Here is a 21003-nt window from a genome sequence, read left to right on the forward strand (position 1 = left end):
TGCAACTCAACAGGGAAAACGCGGCAAAATATGGAATATGGCGTGTGGAACCCGCGGGAACCGGGGTTTTCACGGACGAAAATGGCGGGCAGCACCGTGCTTTGACCGGTTCCGCGTGAGTTGTATCGTCGTAGCGAGCGCACGTGGGGGCTGCCGATGTCACTGCCACATCACTTTTCTCGAGCCGGTGCGTCATGACGGCTCGCCTCAGAACGATCCTCGACGGCGGCCGCTATTTCGAAGGCCCGCGATGGCATCGCGGGCGGCTCTGGTTCGTCGATTGCATGGCGCGGGCGCTTCTGAGCATCAGCTCGTCGGGCGAGTTGCAGGAGCATGCTGCGCTGACCGACGACACGCCGTGTGGTCTCGGCGTACTGCCTGATGGCGACATCGTCGTGCTGACGATGTTCAGGAAGCGGCTGCTGCGGTTTTCCGATGGAGCGCTGTCGCTCTATGCCGATCTCTCCGAGGTCGCGACCGGCACGATCGACGACATGATCATCGACGGGCAGGGACGCGCCTATGTCGGCGATCTCGGCTTCAACCTGCCGCCGCCGGAGCGCCGCGGTGCGGTCGGCCGGATCATCCTCGTGACGGCCGATGGCAGTGCGCGCGTCGTTGCTGAAGGCTTGCGGTTTCCCAACGGCATTGCCGTCTCCTCCGACCATCGCCGACTCGTCGTTGCCGAAATGGATGGCGCCGGTCTCGCCGAATACGACATCGCGCCGGACGGCGGCCTGAGCCTGCGCGGGCGGTTCGGCAGCATCAACGATCCCGACGGCATCTGCCTCGATGCCGACGGGGCGACCTGGGTCGCGTCCTTCACGGAAGATGCTTTTGTCCGGATCGATTGCACCGGTGTGGAACGCGAGCGCATCACGGTGTCCGGCGGCCGCGCGCTTGCCTGCGCGCTCGGAGGCGCGGACCGCAGGACGCTGTTCTGCCTGAGCGCGGAGACGTCCTACGAGGAGCTACGCAAGGGCAGGTCCGCGTCGCGGATCGATGTGGTCGAGGTCGACTCGCCGGGTGATGGCTATCCCTGACCCGACCGCAGGCGCGTCTCACTTCTTCTTTTTCTTCTCTTTCCTCTTCAGGATATCGGCCTGACTCCTGAAGGCGCGGGCGAGGGAGCGCATCTGGTTGGCGACAAGTGCGTCGGCCGTCGTCAATGCAACCCGCTCTGCGGTCTGCGCCTGCCTGCGAATTGCCTTGGCCATTTTCATGAAGGAACCAATCGCGCCGCGTCGCTCTGGTTCCTGCACGAGCGACTGCGTCTTGATCTCGGGGCCTTGAGTTTCGTTCTTGTTTCGTTCATATTGGCGCGCTCCGGGAGAGATGCTGCCATGGACGACGAGCGAGACCGCGAAATCATCAGGCTGTGGAACGAGCTCCGCCGGCTGCAGCGCGAGGGGCATCCGACGGCGTTGCTGGTCCGCCGGATCGAGAAGGCGCTGGCGGCTCGGGAGCAGGAGGCCGCCTGAAACTACGGTCTGCCGCGTTCCTCTGCGCGACAACGGTCTAGCGCCCGCCGTCCGGCCCCATGATCAGATTCGGCAGCCAGGTCGAGATCTCCGGAAAGAAGCAGAGCAACAGCACTGCGAACATCATCAGCAGCACGAATGGCAGCGTGCCCCAGATCACCTCGCTCAGCGGGATGTCGGGCGCGACGTTGCGGATGACGAAGATGTTGAGGCCGACCGGCGGATGGATCAGGCCCATCTCCATCACGATGGTCATGACGACGCCGAACCAGATGATGTCGAACTCGGCTGCGCGCAGCGGCGGCAGGATGATCGGCGCGGTCATCAGGATGATCGAGACCGGCGGCAGGAAGAAGCCGAGCACGATCACCATCACGAGGATCGCAAACAACAGCTCCCAGCGCGGCAGGTGCATGGCGACGATCGCCTCCGCCGCCGACTGCGAGATGTGCAGGTAGCTCATCACATAGGAATAGAGCAGTGACATGCCGATGATCAGCATCAGCATGGTGGACTCGCGGATGGTCGATTTCAGGATCGGCGACAGGTCGCTGGGCGTCCAAACGCTGTAGATCACGGCGATCAGCCCGAGCGCCAGGAGGCCGCCGAGGCCGGCGGTTTCCGATGGCGTGGCGTAGCCGCCATAGAGCGCGATCATCACGCCGGTCAGCAGCAGCACGAACGGGATCACGCGCGGCAGTGCGCTGAAGCGCTCGGCCATGGTGAATTCGTCATGCTGCAGGATCGCCGCGTCCTTGCCGGTCGCGTCATAGACGGCGCGGGCCATGGCGTATTCCTTGCGGAAGCGGAACACGGCGTAGAGGCCGAACAGCGTCACCAGCAGCAGGCCGGGACCGATGCCGGCGAGAAACAGCCGTCCCAGCGATTTCTCGGCTGCGACGGCGAACAGGATCATCGTGATCGAGGGCGGCAGCAGGATGCCGAGCGTGCCGCCGGCGGCGATGATCCCCGCGGCAAAGCCGCCGGAATAGCCGCGCTTGCGCATCTCCGGAATGCCGGCCGAACCGATCGCCGAGCAGGTCGCGGGCGAGGAGCCGGCCATCGCCGCGAACAGGGCGCAGGCGAACACATTGGCGACGCCGAGGCCGCCGGGCACGCGGTGCAGCCAGGCGTGCAGCGCCGAATAGAGATCCTGGCCGGCGCGCGATTTGCCGATCGCCGCGCCCTTCAGGATGAACAGCGGGATCGACAGCAGCGTGATCGAGGCCATCTCCTCGTAGACGTTCTGCGTCACCGTATCGAGCGAGGCCGCCGGCATGAAGATCGCCATGAACACGACCGCGACCGCACCGAGCGCGAACGCGATCGGCATGCCGGAGAACATCGCAAACAGGGTGGCAAGTCCGTAGGAGATACCAATACCAAACACGGTCATCGGCGCGCGCCACCCGTCAGCGGAATGATGATTTGCAGGAGGATCTGCACGCAGAGCAGCGTCATGCCCAGCGCCATCAGCACGTAGGGGATGGCGAGCGGCGGCGACCACATCGAGTTGGACACCTGGCCGTCGACATAGGCTTCATGTGCCAGGGTCCAGGACTTCCAGGCGAAGAAGGCGCAGAACGCGAAGCTCGCGACATCGACCAGCCACAGCCTGATGGCGTTGGCGCGCGCCGAGAGCAGCCCGACGAACGCCTCGATGCTGACATGGCCGCGCTGGCTCTGCACATAGGCCGAGGTCATGAAGGTGGCGCCGACCAGGAGGAAGACGGCCGCCTCGTCCTGCCAATAGTTCGGGCTGTGGAACAGGGCGCGGCCGAGCACGCTGTAGCTCAGGATCACGCAGGCCGCGACCAGAGCGAGCGCGGCGAACACCACGATGATGTTGTTGCAGATGGACAGCGCGCGCCCAAGCAAGGCCACGGGCGTGTTGCCCGCGGCGATGCTTGCGGTTTCGGCCTGATCCGCGACCGGACCATGCATCATGCGGCGACGTCGCTTGCGAGCTTCAAAAGGTTGGCGGCGGTGGCGGTCTTGGCGCCATAGTCCTTCCACGCGGTATCGCGCGCGATGTCGCGCCACTTGCCGACAATGGTTGCATCGAGCGCGCTGACCTTGGCGCCGGCCTTCTCATAGACCTTGGCGACTTCGGTATCGTCGTCCTGCGCCCCCTTGCGGCCGAACGCCTCGAGCTCGGTGCCGACGGCGAGGATGATGTCCTGCTGGTTCTTCGGCAGCTTGTCGAAGATCGCCTTCGACATCATCAACGGCTCCAGCATGAACCAGTAGGAGGCGCCGGCGCCCGAGGTCAGCGACTTCGCGACCTCCTCGAGGCGGAACGAGATCAGGCTGGTGGAGGAGGTGATGCCGGCGTCGCAGGCGCCGGTCTGCATCGCGGCGTAGAGCTCGTTCGACGGCACCGACAGCACGGCGGCGCCGGCGGTCTGCAGCACCATGTCCATCTCGCGCGAGCCGCCGCGCACCTTGAGGCCCTTGGCATCTTCAGGCGCCACGATCGCCCTGGAGCGGCTGGCGACGCCGCCGGCCTGCCAGACCCAGGAGATCAGCAGAATGCCCTTGTCGGCGAGGAAGTCGCTCAAGGCCTTGCCGACCGGCTCCTTCTTCCAGCGCAGGCCCTGATCGTAGGTGGTGACGAGGCCCGGCATCAGGCCGATATTGGTCTCCGGCAATTCGCCGCCGGCATAGGGCATCGGATACAGGCTGAGGTCGAGCGCGCCCTTGCGCATCGCCGAGAACTGCGCGTTGGTCTTGATCAGCGACGAGTTCGGGTAGACCTCGGCGGTCAGCTCACCGCCCGAGCGCTTGGCGACCTCGGCCGCGAACATCCTGCACAGCCGGTCGCGGAAGTCGCCCTTGTCGATGGTACCGCCGGGGAACTGGTGGGAGATCTTCAGCGTGGTCGCGGCATGCGCGGTCCCGATGCCCATCCGCAGGACGGCGGGTGCGGCAAGGGCGGAAGCGAGGACGTGGCGGCGTGTGAGCATGGTTCTCCCCTGAGAGCTTCTTGAGTGGCTGTTAGGCCGGCGCGGAGCTTTAGCTTAGCCGGTCTTCGCGTGAATATTCTCTAGTTTGATAGTTCGAGGCGCCCTGATAGTGCGAGCCGATACGGGGCTGCAAGTCCTGACGTTCAAGTCCTGACATTCAAGCCTTGCCGTTGCTGCGGCGCACACAGCCGGCGCCGGCCCATGGCTATTCAACCGTCGCGCGACCATCCGTCGGTGATCGCGCCGCGTCGCTTCAAGAATTTGTTATTGGAGGTAACGACGGCCGGCGCAAGTGCGTCGAGTAGAGAGCGGCAAGTCGTCGCGCTCACATTCGACCACACAAGGGATCATCACCATGACCACCAAGACCCGCCTCGGCCTTTCCGCCGCGCTGCTCTCGTTCAGCCTGGCGCTGGCGCCCGCCGCCTTCGCTCAAGACAAGATGGGCAAGGATGACGCGATGAAGAAGGAAGACACGATGTCCAAGGATGCCATGAAGAAGGACGGTGGCATGATGAAGAAGGACGACGCCATGAAGAAGGACGGCGGCGCGATGATGAAGAAAGACGACGGCATGAAGAAGAACTGACTGCCGTCATCGCCCGCTGTCCGCAGGCCCGCCGCTCTGGCGGGCCTGGTTGCGCCTTAGCGCTTCTTCTTGCCGCGCTCCTTGCGTGCCGCGTAGCGGGCATCGCGCTTGGCCTTCTGCTCGGCGAGCAGCGCCTCCTCGCGGGCGGCTTCCTCTTCCTTCTCGCGCGCAATGCGGGCGGCGTCGGCGGCGGCGGCCTCTTCCTCGCGGCGCTTCTGCTCGGCCTTTTCGGCCTCACGGGCCTCCTTGGCCTTGGTGCGGCGTTCGGCGATCGCCGCGCGCTCCTCGGCACGTGCCTTCACAGCGGGATCGTCAGCTCCCGGCTGGGCGCGAAACTTGTTGAGGAGGTTTTGCCGCGCCTGCAGGGCCGCTTTCTGGCGGTCGGCAAAACCCGGTTCCTTGAAGCCACTCATAGAGGAAGCCTTGCTGCTTTCTGTTCGGGTGATGGATGGGGTTGGTTCGGCGTTTCAATAAGTGAATGGCGACGAAATTGCCAGTGGTGAACGGAGGGCTGTGGAGCAAGGGAGATATGAGCCAGCGTCAAGCGGCCATCGTTCGCTCCGCGGACGCGTGGTGAGTGGCTGGTCACCAAGGGCTGTTGAACAAGGGCTGTTGAAAAGTTCAGCCGCGCTGGAGGTGCTCGCGTCGTCCGTTACCCAAGACTTTGGCGACCGTCTCGGCGGTCATCGCGCTCCGGTCCGAGGCGCGCTGGGCTTCCAGCCTGTCGCGCGCCTTTTCGACGATCAGGAGGCTGATCAGCCGCTGCCTGCTGCTCTCATCGACAGCCTCCGAGAGCAACTGCCTGTAACGCTGATAGTCGTACGTCGTTGCTTCTTGTTCGCTCATCGGCACGCCCCTGCACACGCGCTCCACTTCAGCGAGTAGTCTTTCGCGAGTCGCCCCTGGCGCGCAACGGAATTGCGGTGCCGACGGCCGCGGCCGTGCATTTCGTTGTGCGACTGTTGCAGAATTGATCGCACGCAACCATGCAAAGGGTCATGATGCGGACCGTGGCAATCGGGAACCGAAGCGGGCATGAGCGAATCCGACGACGGAGGCAGCAGAAGGGGCGCGCTGATCGGACTGCTGGTCGCGGCGGTCATGCTCGCGGTCGGCCTCTGGCTCGCGCATGACCTGACGGCGGCGAGCAAGATGCAGGACTGCCTGATGTCGGGCCGGACCAACTGTAATGTGATCGAGCCGGCGCGCTAACCCCGTCTTGCGGCAGTGCAATATCGATCCCACATCAAGCCCAAAGACTCGGGCTGAACTGTTTGATCCCGGTTGTGATTCCGATCACACGCGGACAGGCGGGCTGCCTCGTCTCCTGGAGATGGCGGGAACCAAGGCCATGATGTCCAAGCTGTGGTCCGGAAAGGGCGCGGCGCTGGCTGCCGCAGGCGCGGCGGGTGCCGTTTTGGTGGCGTATCTGTCCCTGACACTGGCGTCGCCCGAGCCGGTGTCCAATGCGGCGCTCGGGCCGGAATGGCAATGCAGCCGGGTTGCTTTCGTGCTGACCACCTGCACCAGGGGGACCGAGGCGGAGGCTGAGGCCAAGCCGCAGGGCGAGGTCAGAGCGATCCCGGTGCGGGCGAAGGACGATTGTCCGCCAGAACTCTAGCGGCCGTATTTCAAGTCATTTCTTGGTGGTACTGCGCGGCTTGATCGACAGGCCGAGGCGCATCGCCATCTTCTTGATCCGCTCCGGCGAGCGGCCGGTCGCCTTCACGACCTCCTCCAGCGACTTCGAGGAGCGTGCCAGTTCCATCAGTCGTCGGTCCTCCTTGAACGACCACCGCGGCTTTCGGGCCATCTTGTTGGTTTCCTTGTGCATTGCTGGGCAACAAAGCCGCCAGGCGGGGTCGCCTGACGGCCTTGCCGGTGTGGGCCCGGACCTTGGGGAAATGTCCGGTGGATAAGCAATACTGCTTCCGAATAAGGCCGCAATTGAAACCGGAATTTAACCTAACCCATCAAGGTTACTTGCAACATTACTCGGATACGGCGTGCCAGGAGGCCTTATGCGCAAGGTCGCCATTTTGAGTGCCGCAGCATTTTTACTGTCCGGTTGCTGGTCCGACCCGGAGGTCACGGGATCGACCAACAGCTGTGCGGCCAATCTTTACAGTCAGTACAATCCCAAGGTCATGGATCAGTGCGTCAACGCCTGCATCAAATGTGACCGCGGCAACGTTACGACCTGCACGACCTCCTGCACGCTGAAGGGCGCGCGGTAATCGATCCGCGCGTCCGATGCCAGCGAGGCCTCGTGGCGTCACGCCACCGAGCCGCCTTGCGTGGCGCGATGATCGCCTTTATCGCGTCTGGCAGCGGCGCCGTCGGCGCGCGGGACACTGAGAGCGTGGAACAGGGCGCGATGAGCGGGCTTTCCTATGTCGCGGTCGACTGGGGCACCAGCAGCTTCCGGCTCTGGCTGACGGGCGCCGGTGGCAAGGTGCTCGGTGAGCGCCGCAGCGATGAAGGCATGACCGCGGCAGCCAGGACCGGCTTTGCGGCCGTGCTGCAATCGCATCTCGATGCGCTGGGCGCGGCGGCCGACCTGCCGGTCGTGATCTGCGGCATGGCGGGCGCGCGGCAGGGCTGGGTCGAGGCCGGCTATATCGATACGCCGGCGCATCTGACGGACATCCTCAACGGCGCCGTCGTGGTCAGCGGGCAGGCGCGCGAGATCCGTATCCTGCCCGGGATCGCGCAGCGTGATGCCGCCGCGCCGGACGTCATGCGAGGCGAGGAGACCCAGCTGCTGGGGGCGCTCGGCTTGAATGCGCCGGGCGAGGCGCTCGTCTGCATGCCGGGAACGCATTCCAAATGGGTCAGGGTCCGCGGCGGAACGGTCGAGCGCTTTGCGACCTTCATGACCGGAGAGCTGTTCAGCGCGGTCGCGCGCGACACCATCCTGTCGCACGCCGTCGGCGGCGCCGAGGAAGCGGTTGACGGCGATGCGTTCCGCGCGGCCGTCGCGGAGGCCTTCGCGGCGCCGGCGCTAGCGGCCAATCTGCTGTTTCGCGTGCGGTCGCGGCAACTGCTGTTCGGCGGCAACGCACAGGCCGCGCGTGAGACGATCTCGGGCACTTTGATCGGCGTCGAGCTGGCGGCGGGCCTCGTGGAACGGAAGCAGGGAGCGCCGGTTACGCTGATTGCCTCGGGCCGGTTGCAGCGGCTCTATCAGATGGCGCTCGAAGCCCTTTCGATTCCGCTCAATGTCATGGATGCGGAGGAGGCGGTTCGCCGTGGCCTCGCCGGCGCAGCGGCGGCGATCTGGAAGAAGTGAGGGATCAACGCATGAGTATTCCGTTTCCTCCGATGAAGCGCCCGCTGGTTGCGATCCTGCGCGGCGTCAAACCGGACGAGGTGCTGGGCATCGTCAGCGCGCTGCTCGACGCCGGCATGACCGCGATCGAGATTCCGCTGAACTCGCCCGAGCCGTTCCGCTCGATCGAGATCGCGGCGAAGCGCGCGCCGGCCGATGTTCTGATCGGCGCCGGCACGGTGCTGACCGCAGCGGACGTCGATCGCCTGCACGACGTCGGCGGCCGCCTCATGGTGTCGCCGAATGTCGATGTCGAGGTGCTGGCGCGTGCCCGGGATCACGCGATGATCACGATGCCCGGCGTGTTCTCGCCGACGGAAGCGCTGCTCGCCGCGCGCGGGGGGGCATCGAGCCTGAAATTCTTTCCGGCCAGCGTGCTCGGTGCCGCCGGCATCACCGCGATCCGCGCTGTGCTGCCGCCGGATGTGACGATCGCCGCGGTCGGCGGCGTCTCGGACCAGAATTTCGCCGAGTATGTGAAGGCGGGCATTCGCGCCTTCGGTCTCGGCAGCAGCCTTTACAAGCCGGGCATGACGGGTGCGGATATTGTGGTCAGGGCAAGGGTGACGATCGAGGCGTATGACAGGGCCGTGCAGGGCGCCGGCTAGGCTCGGTGCTTTGGCAAGCGCGCTAATCGTCCCGCCTGCCGCCGTCGATCACCCTGAACAGCGGGGCCGCCTCGCGCGGATTCTCAAGCAGCTCTTCGACCATGGCGATCGCGGCCGCGACGTATTTCCCGGTCGCGGCGTCCAGCGGCCGTTCGGCTTCGTCTGACAGCGCGAGCTTTGCGCCTTCGAGCAGCTTGCGGGTGCGGACGGCGGACTCGTCGCCGGCGGTGAGGGCGGCGCGCGCGATCGATCGCAGCACGAACAGTTCGCCCTCCAGCCGCAGCAGGCGGTCGTTCAGCTTGCTCAGGACAGTGTTCAGGTTCCGCATGACGGGCTCTCCGGGCATTGGACCCGTCTTCCATACACGGTCATTCCTGACGAAATTCTTGTGGCGACCACGCACCATTTGGTTGGTTGAACGGCGTCCCGGATCTCCTCATGTTCCCGGTGGCCCGGGCATCGCCATTTGACGGAGGCATCTTTGGCCCTAATAGAATGGCCGCGGTCCGGCGCCGCCCGGAAGGCGCTGTCAGCTTCACCCCATCGCGACAGGGAATTGATATGAGGATTGCCGTCGAAACGACCGTTGCCGCGCCGATCGCGGATGTCTGGCGCGCCTATACGACGCCCGACGACATCAAGCAGTGGAACGCGGCTTCCGACGATTGGCACACGACCGCCGCGACGGTCGACCTGCGCACCGGCGGCGCCTTTTCGTCGCGGATGGAAGCCAAGGACGGCAGCATGGGGTTCGATTTCGCCGGCACCTACACCAGGGTCGAGGAGCCCCGGCTGCTCGAATATTCGTTCGGCGATCGCAGCGCGCAGGTCGCTTTCACGCCGGAGACCGGCGGCGTCAAGGTGCAAGTCAGCTTCGACAGCGAGGATACCCATTCGGTCGAGCAGCAGCGCGGCGGTTGGCAGGCGATCCTGGATAACTTCAAGCGTTACGTCGAAGCCAAGCGGCGGTCCTGATCCGGCGATCGGAGGGCGGCGTGACGCTGAAGCGACCGCGCGCGGCGATGCCGGCGAGCATCCGTCGCGAGCTTGATGTGACCGGTCTGATGCAAGCGTTCAAGGCGCGCCCGCCGTATCAGCGCAACGACTATCTGCACTGGATCGGCCGCAGCGTGCGAACTGCAACACGGCGCAAGCGGATCGACCAGATGCTGGCGGAATTGAAAGCCGGTGGGGTGTATATGGGAATGGCGCATCGGCCAAGCAAACCAAAGTGAGGCTCTCGCGGCGCGATCGCTGCGTGTCCTCATCGCTCGCTTGATGTTTTGGTCGCGCGAATCCTCATCGAAGAAAGACGATTTCGGAATCGTCCATCGCGGTCCTGAAAAATATCGACGACCGATGCGCGCACTCACAATCCTCTAGAGAAACATTCTTGGATTAAGAAATTGCGAAGCGCGCTGCCAGAGCTCACGGCAAGTGGAACCTGCAATCGCACGAACGGAAAGCGATCAGTCCCTCAATCGCCGCCGGAACTTTGTTCACGCACGGAGAACTACGGAATCGTTTCGTGCGCTGAATGATAAAGACGCGAGTGATTTCACGGCACACGGCGAACATCGAAAAAGAAAGGCCTCAGCGCGTGGGCCACGCTGAGGCCAAGTAGACACTTTGGTCGTGAGGCACCGTCGCCGGCGCCTCGATGCCTAACCTATCTTTGTTTCTGTGTTTCCAAATGGCCCATTTGGGCCATGCCGCGTGATAGCCAATTTGGGACATGCGCCGCTGGCACAAAGTGTGCAGACTTGGTGCTGTCAGGATTTTGCATCACCTTCCTGGGGCTAGGGCCAGCGCCGTCCGCATCTATTTCAAGCGGACGGCGTTGTGCATTCTGGCGTCCGCGCGAGCCATCACCTGGCTGCGCTCAGGGTCAGCGGTCTACCGGCCGAATCTCGAGGTTCTCGATTTTCAGGGGCGGCGTTGAGGGGACGTTCTGCTCGTTCAACGGATGCAGCGTGATCGGCGTATTCGTGCCGCCGGCGAGAACGTTGACGCCGGCGCCGTCGGCATGGGCGTAGCCGCCGGCGAGGTCGTCGCTTCCAAGCCACGGCACGGGCGCCATCACCTTCCAGGTCATGGCGACTTCTTGATCTCCGATCAAAACGCCGAGGTTGCGGATGGCCGCGACAAAACGACTGTCCGGCGCGCTATCGACGTGCAGCACGCAATTGAGATTGGTCACCGGACCCACGACGAACCCGGTATCGGGGCCGCCACGACACTCAAGCGTTCCGGCCTGCACCTGCTGCGCATTGGCGGCTGCGAGCTGCGCAGCGAGAACCGCCGCACCACACACAGCAGAGGCGATCGCACGGCTTGTCACACGCATGGTGCCGGACAACGCGGATCGACGCGCAATCGGCCCATGATCCCGCGTGCGGCCTTCGTTTGTGGTTAAGAGAGCCTTAGAAACTGGCTTGATTGCTGCTGACGGTCGACGTTCGCGAGCGACCGACCAGGAAGACGACGATCAACCAACTGCGATACTTTTTCATCGCCGATCCGGCTGACGCCCCTATGGTGGGTCTATCGACGTCGAACGAGCGTGCTCGATTTCCAGGCAGGAGAGGCCGCGGGCGAAGCAAGGGAGCGGTCCTGGCACTGACGCCGAGCCGTTCGGGTCACGGCGGTGAGCCCGTCCCGAAAAATTACGCCGCCGGGCTCGAAATGCATTGTCCCGGCGGCGCCTGTTCCAATCTGGGCCCGCAATCCCAGTCATGTTTGTGTCTGCAAAACCGGCGCCAAGGTTCGAGCGCCCCCGTAATCATACGGGGACCGGGGGTCCCGCGATGGATTGGTGTCGGCTGCTTGTGCGCTGGCGAAGGTCCGATTGTCCGGGTGATCCAAGCCGCGGTACGAGAACGGCTGATTGCCACCGATGCTCCGCCCGGTCAGATATGATGCTCCAGCTTCCGCATCTCCTGCAGGCGAGCCAGGCAGAAATCCCGATACAGTTCGTTGATGAAATCCCACATGACCTAATCCCCTTGGTCCAACACGGGCAAGCTACGCCGGGTTTGTTTCCGGCCGGCTTCGCGGCTTGCGGAAAATGGTTTCATTGGAGGGAGCAGGGTGGCGATCCCGGCAGGATTGACAGAACGCAGATGAAACAATGAGTTAGCGCCAAGGTTAGGCAATTTCTGTGCCATTGAGTCCCATAGCGATTTTTGGCGACTGCCTAACCTTCGGGCAGCACTTAAGGTCAGCGGTGACTTCGCTTAATTCGATTCACCGCGACGATGAGACTGGGTTGTTCAAGCACCTCAACCAATCGATCAAGGATTAGCCGCTCATTGGAGCGCGGGCGAGGTTCGAGATATTCCTCAAGGATCTCTTGGGCCGCACTGACGGCTCGCAGGGCGATGTCTTCGTCCGACATTCCTCAGCCTCCAAGATTAACTTCGGTTAATCATTCTGCACTTGGAAGGTTCCCATTTGATTAATCGGGATCGACTGCGGGAAGCGGGCCGCCAAGGCCCAGAAACCGGCCTCCCATGTGCGGTTGGCTGGCCTGGGGGGCGGTTTCCCTCGGTGGGCCGGGGTGAGCCCTCTGGGGCGCTCTGGGGCCGAGCGTGGTCCATTTAGTGTGGGTTCGAGAAAACCGCACTATTCATTCACCAGCACGACTGGCCCTTAGCCAGGTGCAAAGCCCGATAGGGCAACCCCAACAGGGGAATCTCACCTTTGAAAATCTTATCCATCCGCCCGTCGCCACCTGGCGGCAGCACGCTTGCGCGCTTTGACCTCGAACTGAACGAGCACCTGCGTCTCTACAATTTGGGCCTTCGTCAGCGGGCCAATGGTCGCTGCTGGACCGTAGCTCCCAACGCGTTTCACGAGCGCACTGCCGCGTTCGGCGAGCAGTTCAACCGTGCAATTTCCGATATGGCCCTTGCGGCCCTTGTGGAGCTTCCGGCCGATGAATCCAGCGCAGCCTAAGATCGCAGACTCGCCGGCGTACTGGACGCACAAGATCGGTGATCCGACTGGCCCGGTGGCAATTGGGCGAATGTCACAGCTGGTGGATTTCGATCCTCGACTGTCGGAAACGGCAAGGCTGGTCTACCGTTTTCTGATCAATTGGTATCACCACGAGCACGGCGATGCCTTGCTCTCGCAACGGCATGTTGCCACGGTCATGAGGAAGCGCGCGCCTGACGGAGCCGAGTGCCCGTCACGATCGGCGGTTTCGCGTGCAATCATTTTGCTACTGGAAACAGGTTGGGTGGCCCGCACCTATCGGGGGAAGGGACGCAACAAGAGTGCCAGCCGATATATCCCCGTTTTCAACGTGCTCGATCTAGCGGAGCAGGGGCGTTTTCCGGAACTGGCCCAGCAGGTGGGCCAGTTTGATGCCCCCGAGAACCGGCCGGCTCGACAGGGGAATATCAATGTCTGATCTTAATCTTAATGCTAGCGCGAGTGTTGGCCCATCCACGCCTTTTTGCGCGCACACCTATTACGCCCACTTGAGGGGCGAAGGCTGCAATCCCATCGTCAGCAATGGCGCCCTCCATATGCTTCTTGGTGCGGCCGATGAAACCGACCAATGGGCTGCCCGCCACGATCCCGATGGTTTGCAGCGCCTCGAACACGCGCGCGCTGTGTGGGCGAAGCGGGGATCGGATGACGAGATCATCCTGCTAGGTGTCGGCTAGGCCATCCGGGCGGGCCGGGCGCTCTACTTTCTCGTATTCTCTTGCTGGCCGATTCCAGAGGAGCATCAGATGGCACAAGACGCACCCGCCGCAGGTCCCCGCAAGATGCTTGGCGTGCGCCAGGTGCTGGCGCTTGTCCCGTTTAGTCGCGCCACTCTCTATAAGGAAATGGACGCTGGCCGCTTCCCCAAGGCTCGCGAGATCGCCCCTCGCAGGGTTGCTTGGTACGAGGATGAGGTGACGGCGTGGCAGGGGGAGTTAGATGGGAAGGCTGAGTCGCTAGGGTGAAAGGCGCCCCGACCGGGCAGAGTATAATGCAGGTTGGGGCGCTTGAGTCGCCTGTGTGCGCTGGCCTTGGCCGGCGAGGTAAGCAGAGCAATTTTCTTAAGGCCACGCTCTTGGCCAGTCCTGGCAACGATAACCAACGTGGGGGCATCGTCCCTCGCGGCCTACGCCGTACAGACGCGGCGCGATATCTCGGAATCAGCCCGAGCCATTTCGATAAGCAGCGGGAGGCGGGCGCAATCCCGGCTCCCAGGCAAATGCTGGGCGTTTTACTGTGGGACCGACACGAGCTAGATTCGTTGTTTGACGGCAACGCAGCACCAGCGCCCGCCAATGAAAATGACTACTGGGAAAAGCATTGCGCCGCCGCAAACCGAAATATGTGAATGAATATATTGATAGGCACGGGCAACCTCGTGTTTATTTGCGACGGCCGGGCGGGCCTCAACTTGCGTTGCCGGCGCCGCTGTACACCGAGGAATTTTGGACGGCATACCGCGCGGCCATGGGCGGTGAAGAGACGCCTGTCGTGAGGCGCGTTAAGGCTGGCTCTATTGCCGCCGCCGTCAACGGTTATTACCGCTCAACTGAATTCAAGGGTTTGGCGAAGAGCACGCAGGACGTTTACAGCGGCGTGCTGGATAGATTCGTTGAGAAGCATGGCGACGGCCCGATTGCCACTATGCAGCCGAAGAATATCAACATCATCATTGACGAGATGGCCGACACGCCTTCGGCCGCGTCCAACTTTCGCAAACGCCTTAAGGCCGTGATGGATTACGCGGTTTCGGCTGGCTTGCGCAGCGACAATCCGGTTGTTGTGGCCAAGCGCGTGAAGCTAAAAATCAAAGGCCACCGCACTTGGACTGAGGAAGACATCACCAAATTCCGAAAGCAGCACAAGGTGGGCACGCCGCTGCGACTTGCCTTCGAAGTGCTGCTACACACCGGCCTCAGGCGCTCTGATGCCGTGCGGCTTGGCTGGCAGCACTTCACGAAAGATGGGTTCGTTATCAGCACCAAAAAGAGCCAAGGCCACGTTGAGCTTTGCATTCCGGTGCACGCGGATCTGGCGCGCTACATCGCCGACTGCCCGAAGGACGGCCCGGCCTTCATTGCAACCATGTACGGCCGCGCGCGCAGCGAGAAGGCGTTTTCCAGTTGGATTAGCGAAGCAGCAGGTGACGCTGGCTTGCCAGAAGGCTCGAGCCCGCACGGCGTCCGCAAGGCCGCATGCCGTCGATTGGCCGAGGCGGGATGCAGCGCGCTCGAAATCATGTCTATCACCGGCCACACCGACATCCGCGAAATCGAGCGGTACTGCCGTGAGGCGGCGAAGAAGAAATTGGCCGTTGCGGCCATGGCGAAACTGCAAAACGGTTTTGATAAGAAATTGCCTAACCCATCCGAGAAGTTAGGCAAAAACGCCGATAAGTCATTGAAATTATTAGCAGGAAAAGCCATTTGGCGATCCCGGCAGGATTCGAACCTGCAACCCGCGGAGTAGAAATCCGCTACTCTATCCAGTTGAGCTACGGGACCGTGGCGGCCTTGTAGCACCGCCAATATGAAAAATCCGCCTTTCCGCCAAGTCCGTCCGAACCGATTTTTGTGGTCGAACGACAAAGGCGAGCAGGGCGCCCGCCCTGCGTTGGCCTGTCCAGCCCGCCGAGCCGCACGACGCTGCAGCCGAGGGCTGGTCAAAGGAATGTCGGCAATGCGATCTGCGACGTTTTCGTCCGTTCATGTCCGCGCCTTCACTCCGTCACCTTTTCGCGCACTTTTGGCCCCAACGCGACGTTTCGACCGCGGGGCGTTCAGGAGCTCCATCATGATCGGATTGGTTCGTGCCGCCACGATATGCGCCACGCTGTTGCTCGCCCTGGTGGGTGCCCAGGCCGCGGACAAGGCCTTCAAGCGCGACGATCTCGCCGATTCCGCGATCAAGCTGGAGGCCCAGATCAAGAGCGAGGCCGGCGCGGTCAACAAATCGGCCGCGACCCTGCGCACCGACGCCGACGCCGCCTTCAGGCGCAATGATTTCCGCGGCGGGCTCACGATCCTCGGCCAGATCGCGGCGACCACGCCGGAGGACGGCGCCAACTGGCTGCGCCTCGCCAGGATGATCTTCCAGATCCGCTCGGCGAGCTCCAGCGAACAGACGTTTCTGATGGAGCGCGCCTCCACCGCCGCCTACATCGCCTATCAGCGCGCCGGCAATGCGGGCGAGGAGGCGGACGCGCTCGCCGTGCTCGGCAAAGCGCTTGCCGAGCGCAAGCTGTGGCGCCCGGCGCTGGACAGCCTGCGGCTGTCGCTCGACATGCGCGAGGTCGCCGATGTCCGCGGCCAGTACGAGAAGATGCGCGACGAGCACGGTTTCCGGCTGCTCGATTATACCGTCGATTCCGACGCGGCCTCGCCGCGCGCCTGCTTCCAGTTCTCGGAGGAGCTCGCCAAGCGCGTCGACTTCGCGCCCTATCTGGCGCTCGCCGGCACCGACAAGCCGGCCTTGTCGGCGGAAGGCCAGCAGCTCTGCGTCGACGGGCTGAAGCATGGCGAGCGCTACAACATCAATCTGCGCGCCGGCTTGCCTTCGACCGTCAAGGAGACCCTGCCGAAATCGGCCGAGTTCAACATCTATGTCCGCGACCGCAAGCCATTCGTGCGATTCACCGGGCGGGCCTATGTGCTGCCGCGGACCGGACAGCGCGGTATCCCGGTGGTCAGCGTCAACACGCCGGCGGTCAAGGTCGACGTCTTCCGGATCGGCGACCGCAACCTGATCAACACGGTGATCGACAGCGACTTCCAGAGCACGCTGAGCCGCTACCAGCTCTCCGATCTCGGCGACCAGCGCGGCGTCAAGGTGTGGTCGGGCGAGCTTGCGACCGCCACGACGCTGAATCAGGACGTCGTCACGGCGTTTCCGGTCGACCAGGCGCTCGGCGACCTGCAGCCCGGTGTCTATGTCATGACCGCCGCGGCCAAGGGGCCGGGCACCGACGACGACGGCACGCTGGCGACGCAATGGTTCATCGTTTCGGACATGGGCCTGTCGGCCTTCTCCGGCAATGACGGTATCCACGTCTTCGTCAACTCGCTGGCTTCGACCGAACCGGTCGCCAACGCCGACGTGAAGCTGGTCGCCCGCAACAACGAGATCCTGGCGACCCGCAAGACCGATGCCGCCGGCCATGTGCTGTTCGAGCAAGGCCTGGCCCGGGGCGAGGGCGGGTTGTCGCCGGCGCTGCTGACGGTCACGGGCGAGAAGGCCGACTACGCCTTCCTGAGCCTGAAAACCAATGCGTTCGACCTCACCGACCGCGGCGTCGCGGGTCGGGCGATCCCGGCCGGCGCGGACGCCTTCGTCTACGCCGAGCGTGGCGTCTACCGCTCCAGCGAGACCGTCTATCTGACCGCGCTGTTGCGCGATGGGCAGGGCAACGCCCTGACCGAGACGCCGCTGACCATGGTGATCGAGCGCCCCGACGGCGTCGAATTCCGCCGTGCCGTGCTGCCCGACCAGGGCGCCGGCGGCCGGATGCTGGCGGTGGCGCTCAATTCGGCGGTGCCGACCGGTACCTGGCGCGCCCGCGTCTTTACCGATCCGAAGGGCTCGTCGGTCGGCGAGACCACCTTCATGGTCGAGGATTACATCCCCGAACGGGTCGAATTCGATCTGACCAGCAAGGAGAAGGTGATCAAGGCTGAAGTTCCAGTGGAGCTTCAGGTCTCCGGCCACTTCCTCTATGGCGCGCCGGCCTCGGGCCTGCAGCTCGAGGGCGATATGCTGGTGGCGCCCGCGGCGAACGGCCGGCCCGGTTATGCCGGCTATCAGTTCGGCGTCGACGATGAGCAGACCGCGAGCAACGAGCGGACCCCGATCGAGGACCTGCCGGAGGCCGATGCCAACGGCGCCGCCACGTTCCCGGTGAAGCTCGAGAAGGTGCCGACTTCGACGCGGCCACAGGAAGCCCAGATCTACATCCGCATGGCCGAGACCGGCGGACGCTCGGTGGAGCGCAAGATCGTGCTGCCGGTGGCCCCTGGCGCCTCGCTGATCGGCGTCAAGCCGCTGTTCGGCGACAAGAGCGTTGCCGAGGGCGACAAGGCCGAGTTCGACGTCGTGTTCGTCGCGCCGGACGGCAAGCAGCTGCCGCGCAACGGGCTGCGCTACGAACTGTTGAAGCTCGAGTCACGTTACCAGTGGTACCGGCAGAATTCGTCCTGGCAGTATGAGCCGGTCAAGTCGACCCGCCGCGTCGCCGATGGCGACGTCAACCTCGCCGCCGACAAGTCGATGCGCCTGACCTTCCAGCCGCAGCCCGGTCGCTACCGGCTCGACGTGAAATCGACCGACGCCGACGGCCCCGTCACCTCGGTGCAGTTCGACGTCGGCTGGTATTCCGACGGCAGCGCCGACACGCCTGATCTATTGGAAACCTCGATCGACAAGCCGGAATATGCCTCGGGCGACACCATGACCGTGTCGGTCAATGCGCGCACATCAGGCAAGCTGACGGTCTATGTGCTCGGCGACCGGTTGTTGACCACCCAAAGCGTCGACGTCACGGAGGGCACCCAGCAGGTCAAGCTTGCGGTCGGCAAGGACTGGGGCACCGGCGCGTATGTCATGACGACGTTGCGCCGTCCGCTCGATGCCGCCGCCGGGCGCATGCCCGGCCGCGCGATCGGACTGAAATGGTTCGGCATCGACAAGAAGGCGCGCACGCTTGCCGTCGAACTGTCGCCGCCCGCGTTGGTGCGGCCGGGCTCGACACTGAAGATCCCGGTCAAGCTCGGCGGGCTCAATCCCGGCGAGGACGCCAAGGTGGTGCTGGCCGCGGTGGATGTCGGCATTCTCAATTTGACCAATTACAAGCCGCCGGCGCCGGACGACTACTACCTTGGCCAGCGCCGCCTGACCGCCGAGATCCGCGACCTCTACGGCCAGCTGATCGACGGCATGCAGGGCACCCGCGGCCAGATCCGCAACGGCGGCGACTCCGCCGGCGCCGAGCTGCAGGGCTCGCCGCCAACGCAGAAGCCGCTCGCGCTCTATTCCGGCATCGTCACGGTCGGGCCTGACGGGACTGCCGAGGTGAACTTCGATATCCCGGAATTTGCCGGCACCGCGCGGGTGATGGCGGTGGCGTGGAGTGCAACCAAGATTGGCCGCGCCAATGTTGACGTGATCGTGCGCGATCCCGTGGTGGTGACCGCGACCTTGCCACGCTTCCTGCTCACCGGTGACAAGGGCACCATCAGCATGGATATCGACAACGTCGAAGGTGCAGCCGGCAACTATGCCATCAGCGTCAAGGCGAGCGGTCCGATCAAGGCTTCGGGTAATTCGACCACGACGGTGAAGCTCGCCGCCAAGCAGCGCTCCTCGCTGTCGCTGGGTCTCGAGGCCGGCGGCGCCGGACGTGCCGAGTTCGACGTCGACATCTCCGGGCCGAATGGGCTGACGCTGGCGCGGCATTATGCGCTCGACGTCAAGCCGGCGACCCAAGTGCTGGCGCGCCGTTCGATCCGCACGCTGGCGAAGGGCGAGAGCCTGACACTGACCTCGGACATGTTCTCCGATCTCGTGCCGGGCACCGGCAGCGTCTCGGTCTCGGCGAGCCTGTCGACCGCGCTCGATGCCGCGAGCATTCTGAAGGCGCTCGACCGCTACCCGTATGGCTGCTCCGAGCAGATCACGAGCCGCGCGTTGCCGTTGCTCTATGTCAATGATCTCGCCGCCGGTGCCCATCTTGCGATGGACACCGCGGTCGACCAGCGCATCCGCGACGCGATCGAGCGGCTCCTCGCTCGACAGGGGTCCAACGGCTCGTTCGGCCTGTGGTCGGCGGGCGGCGACGACGCCTGGCTCGATGCCTACGTCACAGACTTCCTGACCCGGGCCCGCGAAAAGGGCTTTGCGGTGCCGGACGTGCTGTTCAAGAGCGCGCTCGACCGCGTCAGGAACTCGGTGGTCAATGCCAACGAGCCGGAGAAGGACGGCGGCCGCGATCTGGCCTACGGCCTCTATGTGCTCGCGCGCAACGGCGCGGCGCCGATCGGCGATCTGCGCTATCTCGCCGACACCAAGCTGAACAATCTGGCGACCCCGATCTCCAAGGCCCAGCTTGCGGCGGCGCTGGCGCTGGTCGGCGACAAGGCGAGGGCCGAGCGGGTCTATGGTGCCGCGCTCGATGCGCTGAACCCGAAACCCGTGATCGAGTTCGGCCGGGTCGACTACGGCTCGGCATTGCGCGATGCTGCTGCGCTGGTCTCGCTCGCTGGCGAAGGCAATGCACCGCGCACCACGCTGACCCAAGCCGTGCTGCGGGTCGAGGCGGCGCGGGGACTGTCGCCCTACACCTCGACGCAGGAAAATGCGTGGATGGTGCTGGCGGCGCGGGCGCTCGCCAAGGAAACGCTGGCCCTCGACATCAACGGTCAGCCGGTCAAGACCGCAGTCTATCGCAGCTACAAGGCCGAGGAGATGACCGGCCAGCCGCTCAGGATCACCAACACCGGCGACGCACCGGTACAGGCGGTGATCTCGGTGTCGGGCTCGCCGGTCACGCCGGAGCCGGCGGCCTCCAACGGTTTCAAGATCGAGCGCAGCTATTTCACGCTCGACGGCAAGCCGGCCGATGTCACCAAGGCGAAACAGAATGACCGCTTCGCGGTTGTCCTGAAGGTCACGGAAGCAAAACCGGAGTTTGGGCACATCATGGTGGCCGACTATCTGCCGGCCGGGCTCGAGATCGACAACCCGAACCTGGTGTCATCCGGGGATTCCGGCACGCTCGCGTGGATCGAGGGCGGCGTCGAGCCGAAGAACACCGAGTTCCGCGATGACCGCTTCACGGCGGCGATCGACCGGGGCGCCAACGACAAGTCGGTGTTTACGGTCGCCTATGTCGTGCGCGCGGTGTCGCCGGGCAAATATGTGCTGCCGCAGGCCTATGTCGAGGACATGTACAATCCCTCGCGCTACGGCCGCAGCGGGACCGGCGCGGTTGAGGTGAAGCCGGCGAAATGAACAAGGACGCGCGCCGCAAACTCTTCTC

The 21003-nt window shown here is 64.1% G+C and carries 25 protein-coding genes and 1 tRNA gene; 14 read left to right on the plus strand and 12 right to left on the minus strand.

The features are described 5' to 3' along the window. The first annotated feature begins 194 nt into the window (after window positions 1–194). Window positions 195–1043, plus strand: coding sequence for an SMP-30/gluconolactonase/LRE family protein (locus I6F38_RS23325; protein WP_225161946.1), 849 nt, complete (start codon window positions 195–197; stop codon window positions 1041–1043). An 18-nt stretch (window positions 1044–1061) separates the two neighbouring features. Here the strand turns inward: I6F38_RS23325 and I6F38_RS23330 are convergent, their stop codons facing one another. After that, the gene (locus tag I6F38_RS23330) at window positions 1062–1262 is read right to left on the minus strand and encodes a hypothetical protein (protein ID WP_225161947.1); all 201 of its coding nucleotides are present in this window, start codon (window positions 1260–1262) and stop codon (window positions 1062–1064) included. A gap of 81 nt (window positions 1263–1343) precedes the next feature. Here I6F38_RS23330 and I6F38_RS23335 point away from each other — a divergent pair, with 81 nt between their 5' ends. Next, window positions 1344–1481 carry a hypothetical protein gene (locus tag I6F38_RS23335; RefSeq protein WP_225161948.1) on the plus strand — a complete coding sequence of 46 codons (138 nt, stop codon included), beginning with the start codon at window positions 1344–1346 and terminating at the stop codon, window positions 1479–1481. Window positions 1482–1518: 37 nt separating this feature from the next. On the opposite strand, the gene I6F38_RS23340 is transcribed toward I6F38_RS23335, so the two are convergent. Genes I6F38_RS23340 through dctP form a run of 3 tightly spaced genes read right to left on the minus strand, consistent with a single transcriptional unit; the run spans window position 1519 to window position 4447 of the window. Then, entirely contained in the window at window positions 1519–2877 is a 1359-nt protein-coding gene (locus tag I6F38_RS23340) for a TRAP transporter large permease (RefSeq protein WP_092083893.1), read from the minus strand. Next, the gene (locus I6F38_RS23345) at window positions 2874–3428 is read right to left on the minus strand and encodes a TRAP transporter small permease (protein WP_016842495.1); all 555 of its coding nucleotides are present in this window, start codon (window positions 3426–3428) and stop codon (window positions 2874–2876) included. Before I6F38_RS23345 ends, I6F38_RS23340 begins: the two co-directional genes overlap by 4 nt. Next, window positions 3425–4447 (minus strand): TRAP transporter substrate-binding protein DctP, encoded by a 1023-nt coding sequence (gene dctP / locus I6F38_RS23350; RefSeq protein ID WP_057016540.1) that lies wholly within the window; start codon window positions 4445–4447, stop codon window positions 3425–3427. The genes I6F38_RS23345 and dctP overlap by 4 nt, the downstream gene beginning before the upstream one ends. A 349-nt stretch (window positions 4448–4796) precedes the next feature. Here dctP and I6F38_RS23355 point away from each other — a divergent pair, with 349 nt between their 5' ends. Further along, on the plus strand, window positions 4797–5036 hold the full coding sequence (locus tag I6F38_RS23355; protein ID WP_038374884.1) for a pentapeptide MXKDX repeat protein: 240 nt from the start codon (window positions 4797–4799) through the stop codon (window positions 5034–5036). 56 nt (window positions 5037–5092) lie between these two features. Here the strand turns inward: I6F38_RS23355 and I6F38_RS23360 are convergent, their stop codons facing one another. Together I6F38_RS23360 and I6F38_RS23365 are read right to left on the minus strand one after the other, a co-directional pair. After that, complete coding sequence (locus I6F38_RS23360; protein WP_225161949.1) at window positions 5093–5449, minus strand: DUF6481 family protein; 357 nt, start codon at window positions 5447–5449, stop codon at window positions 5093–5095. Window positions 5450–5657: 208 nt separating this feature from the next. After that, on the minus strand, window positions 5658–5882 hold the full coding sequence (locus I6F38_RS23365; protein ID WP_225161950.1) for a hypothetical protein: 225 nt from the start codon (window positions 5880–5882) through the stop codon (window positions 5658–5660). Between the two features lie 189 nt (window positions 5883–6071). Between I6F38_RS23365 and I6F38_RS23370 the strand changes: the two genes are divergently transcribed. Both I6F38_RS23370 and I6F38_RS23375 read left to right on the plus strand, forming a co-directional pair. Further along, entirely contained in the window at window positions 6072–6248 is a 177-nt protein-coding gene (locus tag I6F38_RS23370; protein ID WP_162832424.1) for a hypothetical protein, read from the plus strand. A gap of 139 nt (window positions 6249–6387) precedes the next feature. Beyond that, a complete protein-coding gene (locus tag I6F38_RS23375) occupies window positions 6388–6657 on the plus strand; it encodes a hypothetical protein (protein WP_225161951.1) in 270 nt (89 codons plus the stop codon). 15 nt (window positions 6658–6672) lie between these two features. Here the strand turns inward: I6F38_RS23375 and I6F38_RS23380 are convergent, their stop codons facing one another. Then, on the minus strand, window positions 6673–6849 hold the full coding sequence (locus I6F38_RS23380) for a hypothetical protein (RefSeq protein ID WP_166205288.1): 177 nt from the start codon (window positions 6847–6849) through the stop codon (window positions 6673–6675). 208 nt (window positions 6850–7057) lie between these two features. Between I6F38_RS23380 and I6F38_RS23385 the strand changes: the two genes are divergently transcribed. The 3 genes from I6F38_RS23385 to I6F38_RS23395 all read left to right on the plus strand — a co-directional run bounded on the left by I6F38_RS23385 (window position 7058) and on the right by I6F38_RS23395 (window position 8975). Continuing rightward, a complete protein-coding gene (locus I6F38_RS23385) occupies window positions 7058–7273 on the plus strand; it encodes a hypothetical protein (RefSeq protein WP_026192800.1) in 216 nt (71 codons plus the stop codon). A 140-nt stretch (window positions 7274–7413) separates the two neighbouring features. Then, complete coding sequence (locus I6F38_RS23390; protein ID WP_225161989.1) at window positions 7414–8328, plus strand: 2-dehydro-3-deoxygalactonokinase; 915 nt, start codon at window positions 7414–7416, stop codon at window positions 8326–8328. An 11-nt stretch (window positions 8329–8339) separates the two neighbouring features. Continuing rightward, window positions 8340–8975, plus strand: a complete 636-nt coding sequence (locus I6F38_RS23395; protein ID WP_225161952.1) for a 2-dehydro-3-deoxy-6-phosphogalactonate aldolase — start codon at window positions 8340–8342, stop codon at window positions 8973–8975. Between the two features lie 22 nt (window positions 8976–8997). On the opposite strand, the gene I6F38_RS23400 is transcribed toward I6F38_RS23395, so the two are convergent. After that, on the minus strand, window positions 8998–9303 hold the full coding sequence (locus I6F38_RS23400; protein WP_026192799.1) for a hypothetical protein: 306 nt from the start codon (window positions 9301–9303) through the stop codon (window positions 8998–9000). 233 nt (window positions 9304–9536) lie between these two features. On the opposite strand from I6F38_RS23400, the gene I6F38_RS23405 reads away from it, so the two are divergent. Next, entirely contained in the window at window positions 9537–9950 is a 414-nt protein-coding gene (locus I6F38_RS23405) for an SRPBCC family protein (protein ID WP_016842508.1), read from the plus strand. Between the two features lie 20 nt (window positions 9951–9970). Beyond that, window positions 9971–10210, plus strand: coding sequence for a YdeI/OmpD-associated family protein (locus I6F38_RS23410; protein WP_225161953.1), 240 nt, complete (start codon window positions 9971–9973; stop codon window positions 10208–10210). Window positions 10211–10863: 653 nt separating this feature from the next. On the opposite strand, the gene I6F38_RS23415 is transcribed toward I6F38_RS23410, so the two are convergent. Together I6F38_RS23415 and I6F38_RS23420 are read right to left on the minus strand one after the other, a co-directional pair. Further along, window positions 10864–11334 (minus strand): DUF992 domain-containing protein, encoded by a 471-nt coding sequence (locus I6F38_RS23415; RefSeq protein WP_225161954.1) that lies wholly within the window; start codon window positions 11332–11334, stop codon window positions 10864–10866. Between the two features lie 861 nt (window positions 11335–12195). After that, on the minus strand, window positions 12196–12372 hold the full coding sequence (locus I6F38_RS23420; RefSeq protein WP_225161955.1) for a hypothetical protein: 177 nt from the start codon (window positions 12370–12372) through the stop codon (window positions 12196–12198). A 305-nt stretch (window positions 12373–12677) separates the two neighbouring features. Between I6F38_RS23420 and I6F38_RS23425 the strand changes: the two genes are divergently transcribed. From I6F38_RS23425 to I6F38_RS23435, 3 genes are read left to right on the plus strand one after another with little or no spacing between them, the layout of a single operon-like run. Beyond that, entirely contained in the window at window positions 12678–12932 is a 255-nt protein-coding gene (locus I6F38_RS23425; RefSeq protein WP_225161956.1) for a hypothetical protein, read from the plus strand. After that, a complete protein-coding gene (locus tag I6F38_RS23430) occupies window positions 12913–13392 on the plus strand; it encodes a hypothetical protein (protein WP_225161957.1) in 480 nt (159 codons plus the stop codon). The genes I6F38_RS23425 and I6F38_RS23430 overlap by 20 nt, the downstream gene beginning before the upstream one ends. Then, on the plus strand, window positions 13385–13651 hold the full coding sequence (locus I6F38_RS23435) for a hypothetical protein (protein ID WP_225161958.1): 267 nt from the start codon (window positions 13385–13387) through the stop codon (window positions 13649–13651). The genes I6F38_RS23430 and I6F38_RS23435 overlap by 8 nt, the downstream gene beginning before the upstream one ends. Window positions 13652–15013: 1362 nt before the next feature. Here the strand turns inward: I6F38_RS23435 and I6F38_RS43785 are convergent. Together I6F38_RS43785 and I6F38_RS23450 are read right to left on the minus strand one after the other, a co-directional pair. Beyond that, complete coding sequence (locus I6F38_RS43785; RefSeq protein WP_249794264.1) at window positions 15014–15400, minus strand: hypothetical protein; 387 nt, start codon at window positions 15398–15400, stop codon at window positions 15014–15016. Between the two features lies 1 nt (window position 15401). Beyond that, a tRNA-Arg gene (locus I6F38_RS23450) sits at window positions 15402–15478 on the minus strand. Between the two features lie 289 nt (window positions 15479–15767). On the opposite strand from I6F38_RS23450, the gene I6F38_RS23455 reads away from it, so the two are divergent. Next, entirely contained in the window at window positions 15768–20975 is a 5208-nt protein-coding gene (locus I6F38_RS23455; protein WP_225161959.1) for an alpha-2-macroglobulin, read from the plus strand. The last annotated feature ends 28 nt before the right edge of the window (window positions 20976–21003 follow it).

This window comes from Bradyrhizobium sp. BRP56 (assembly GCF_020194035.1).
GTDB classification, from domain to species: domain Bacteria; phylum Pseudomonadota; class Alphaproteobacteria; order Rhizobiales; family Xanthobacteraceae; genus Bradyrhizobium; species Bradyrhizobium australafricanum.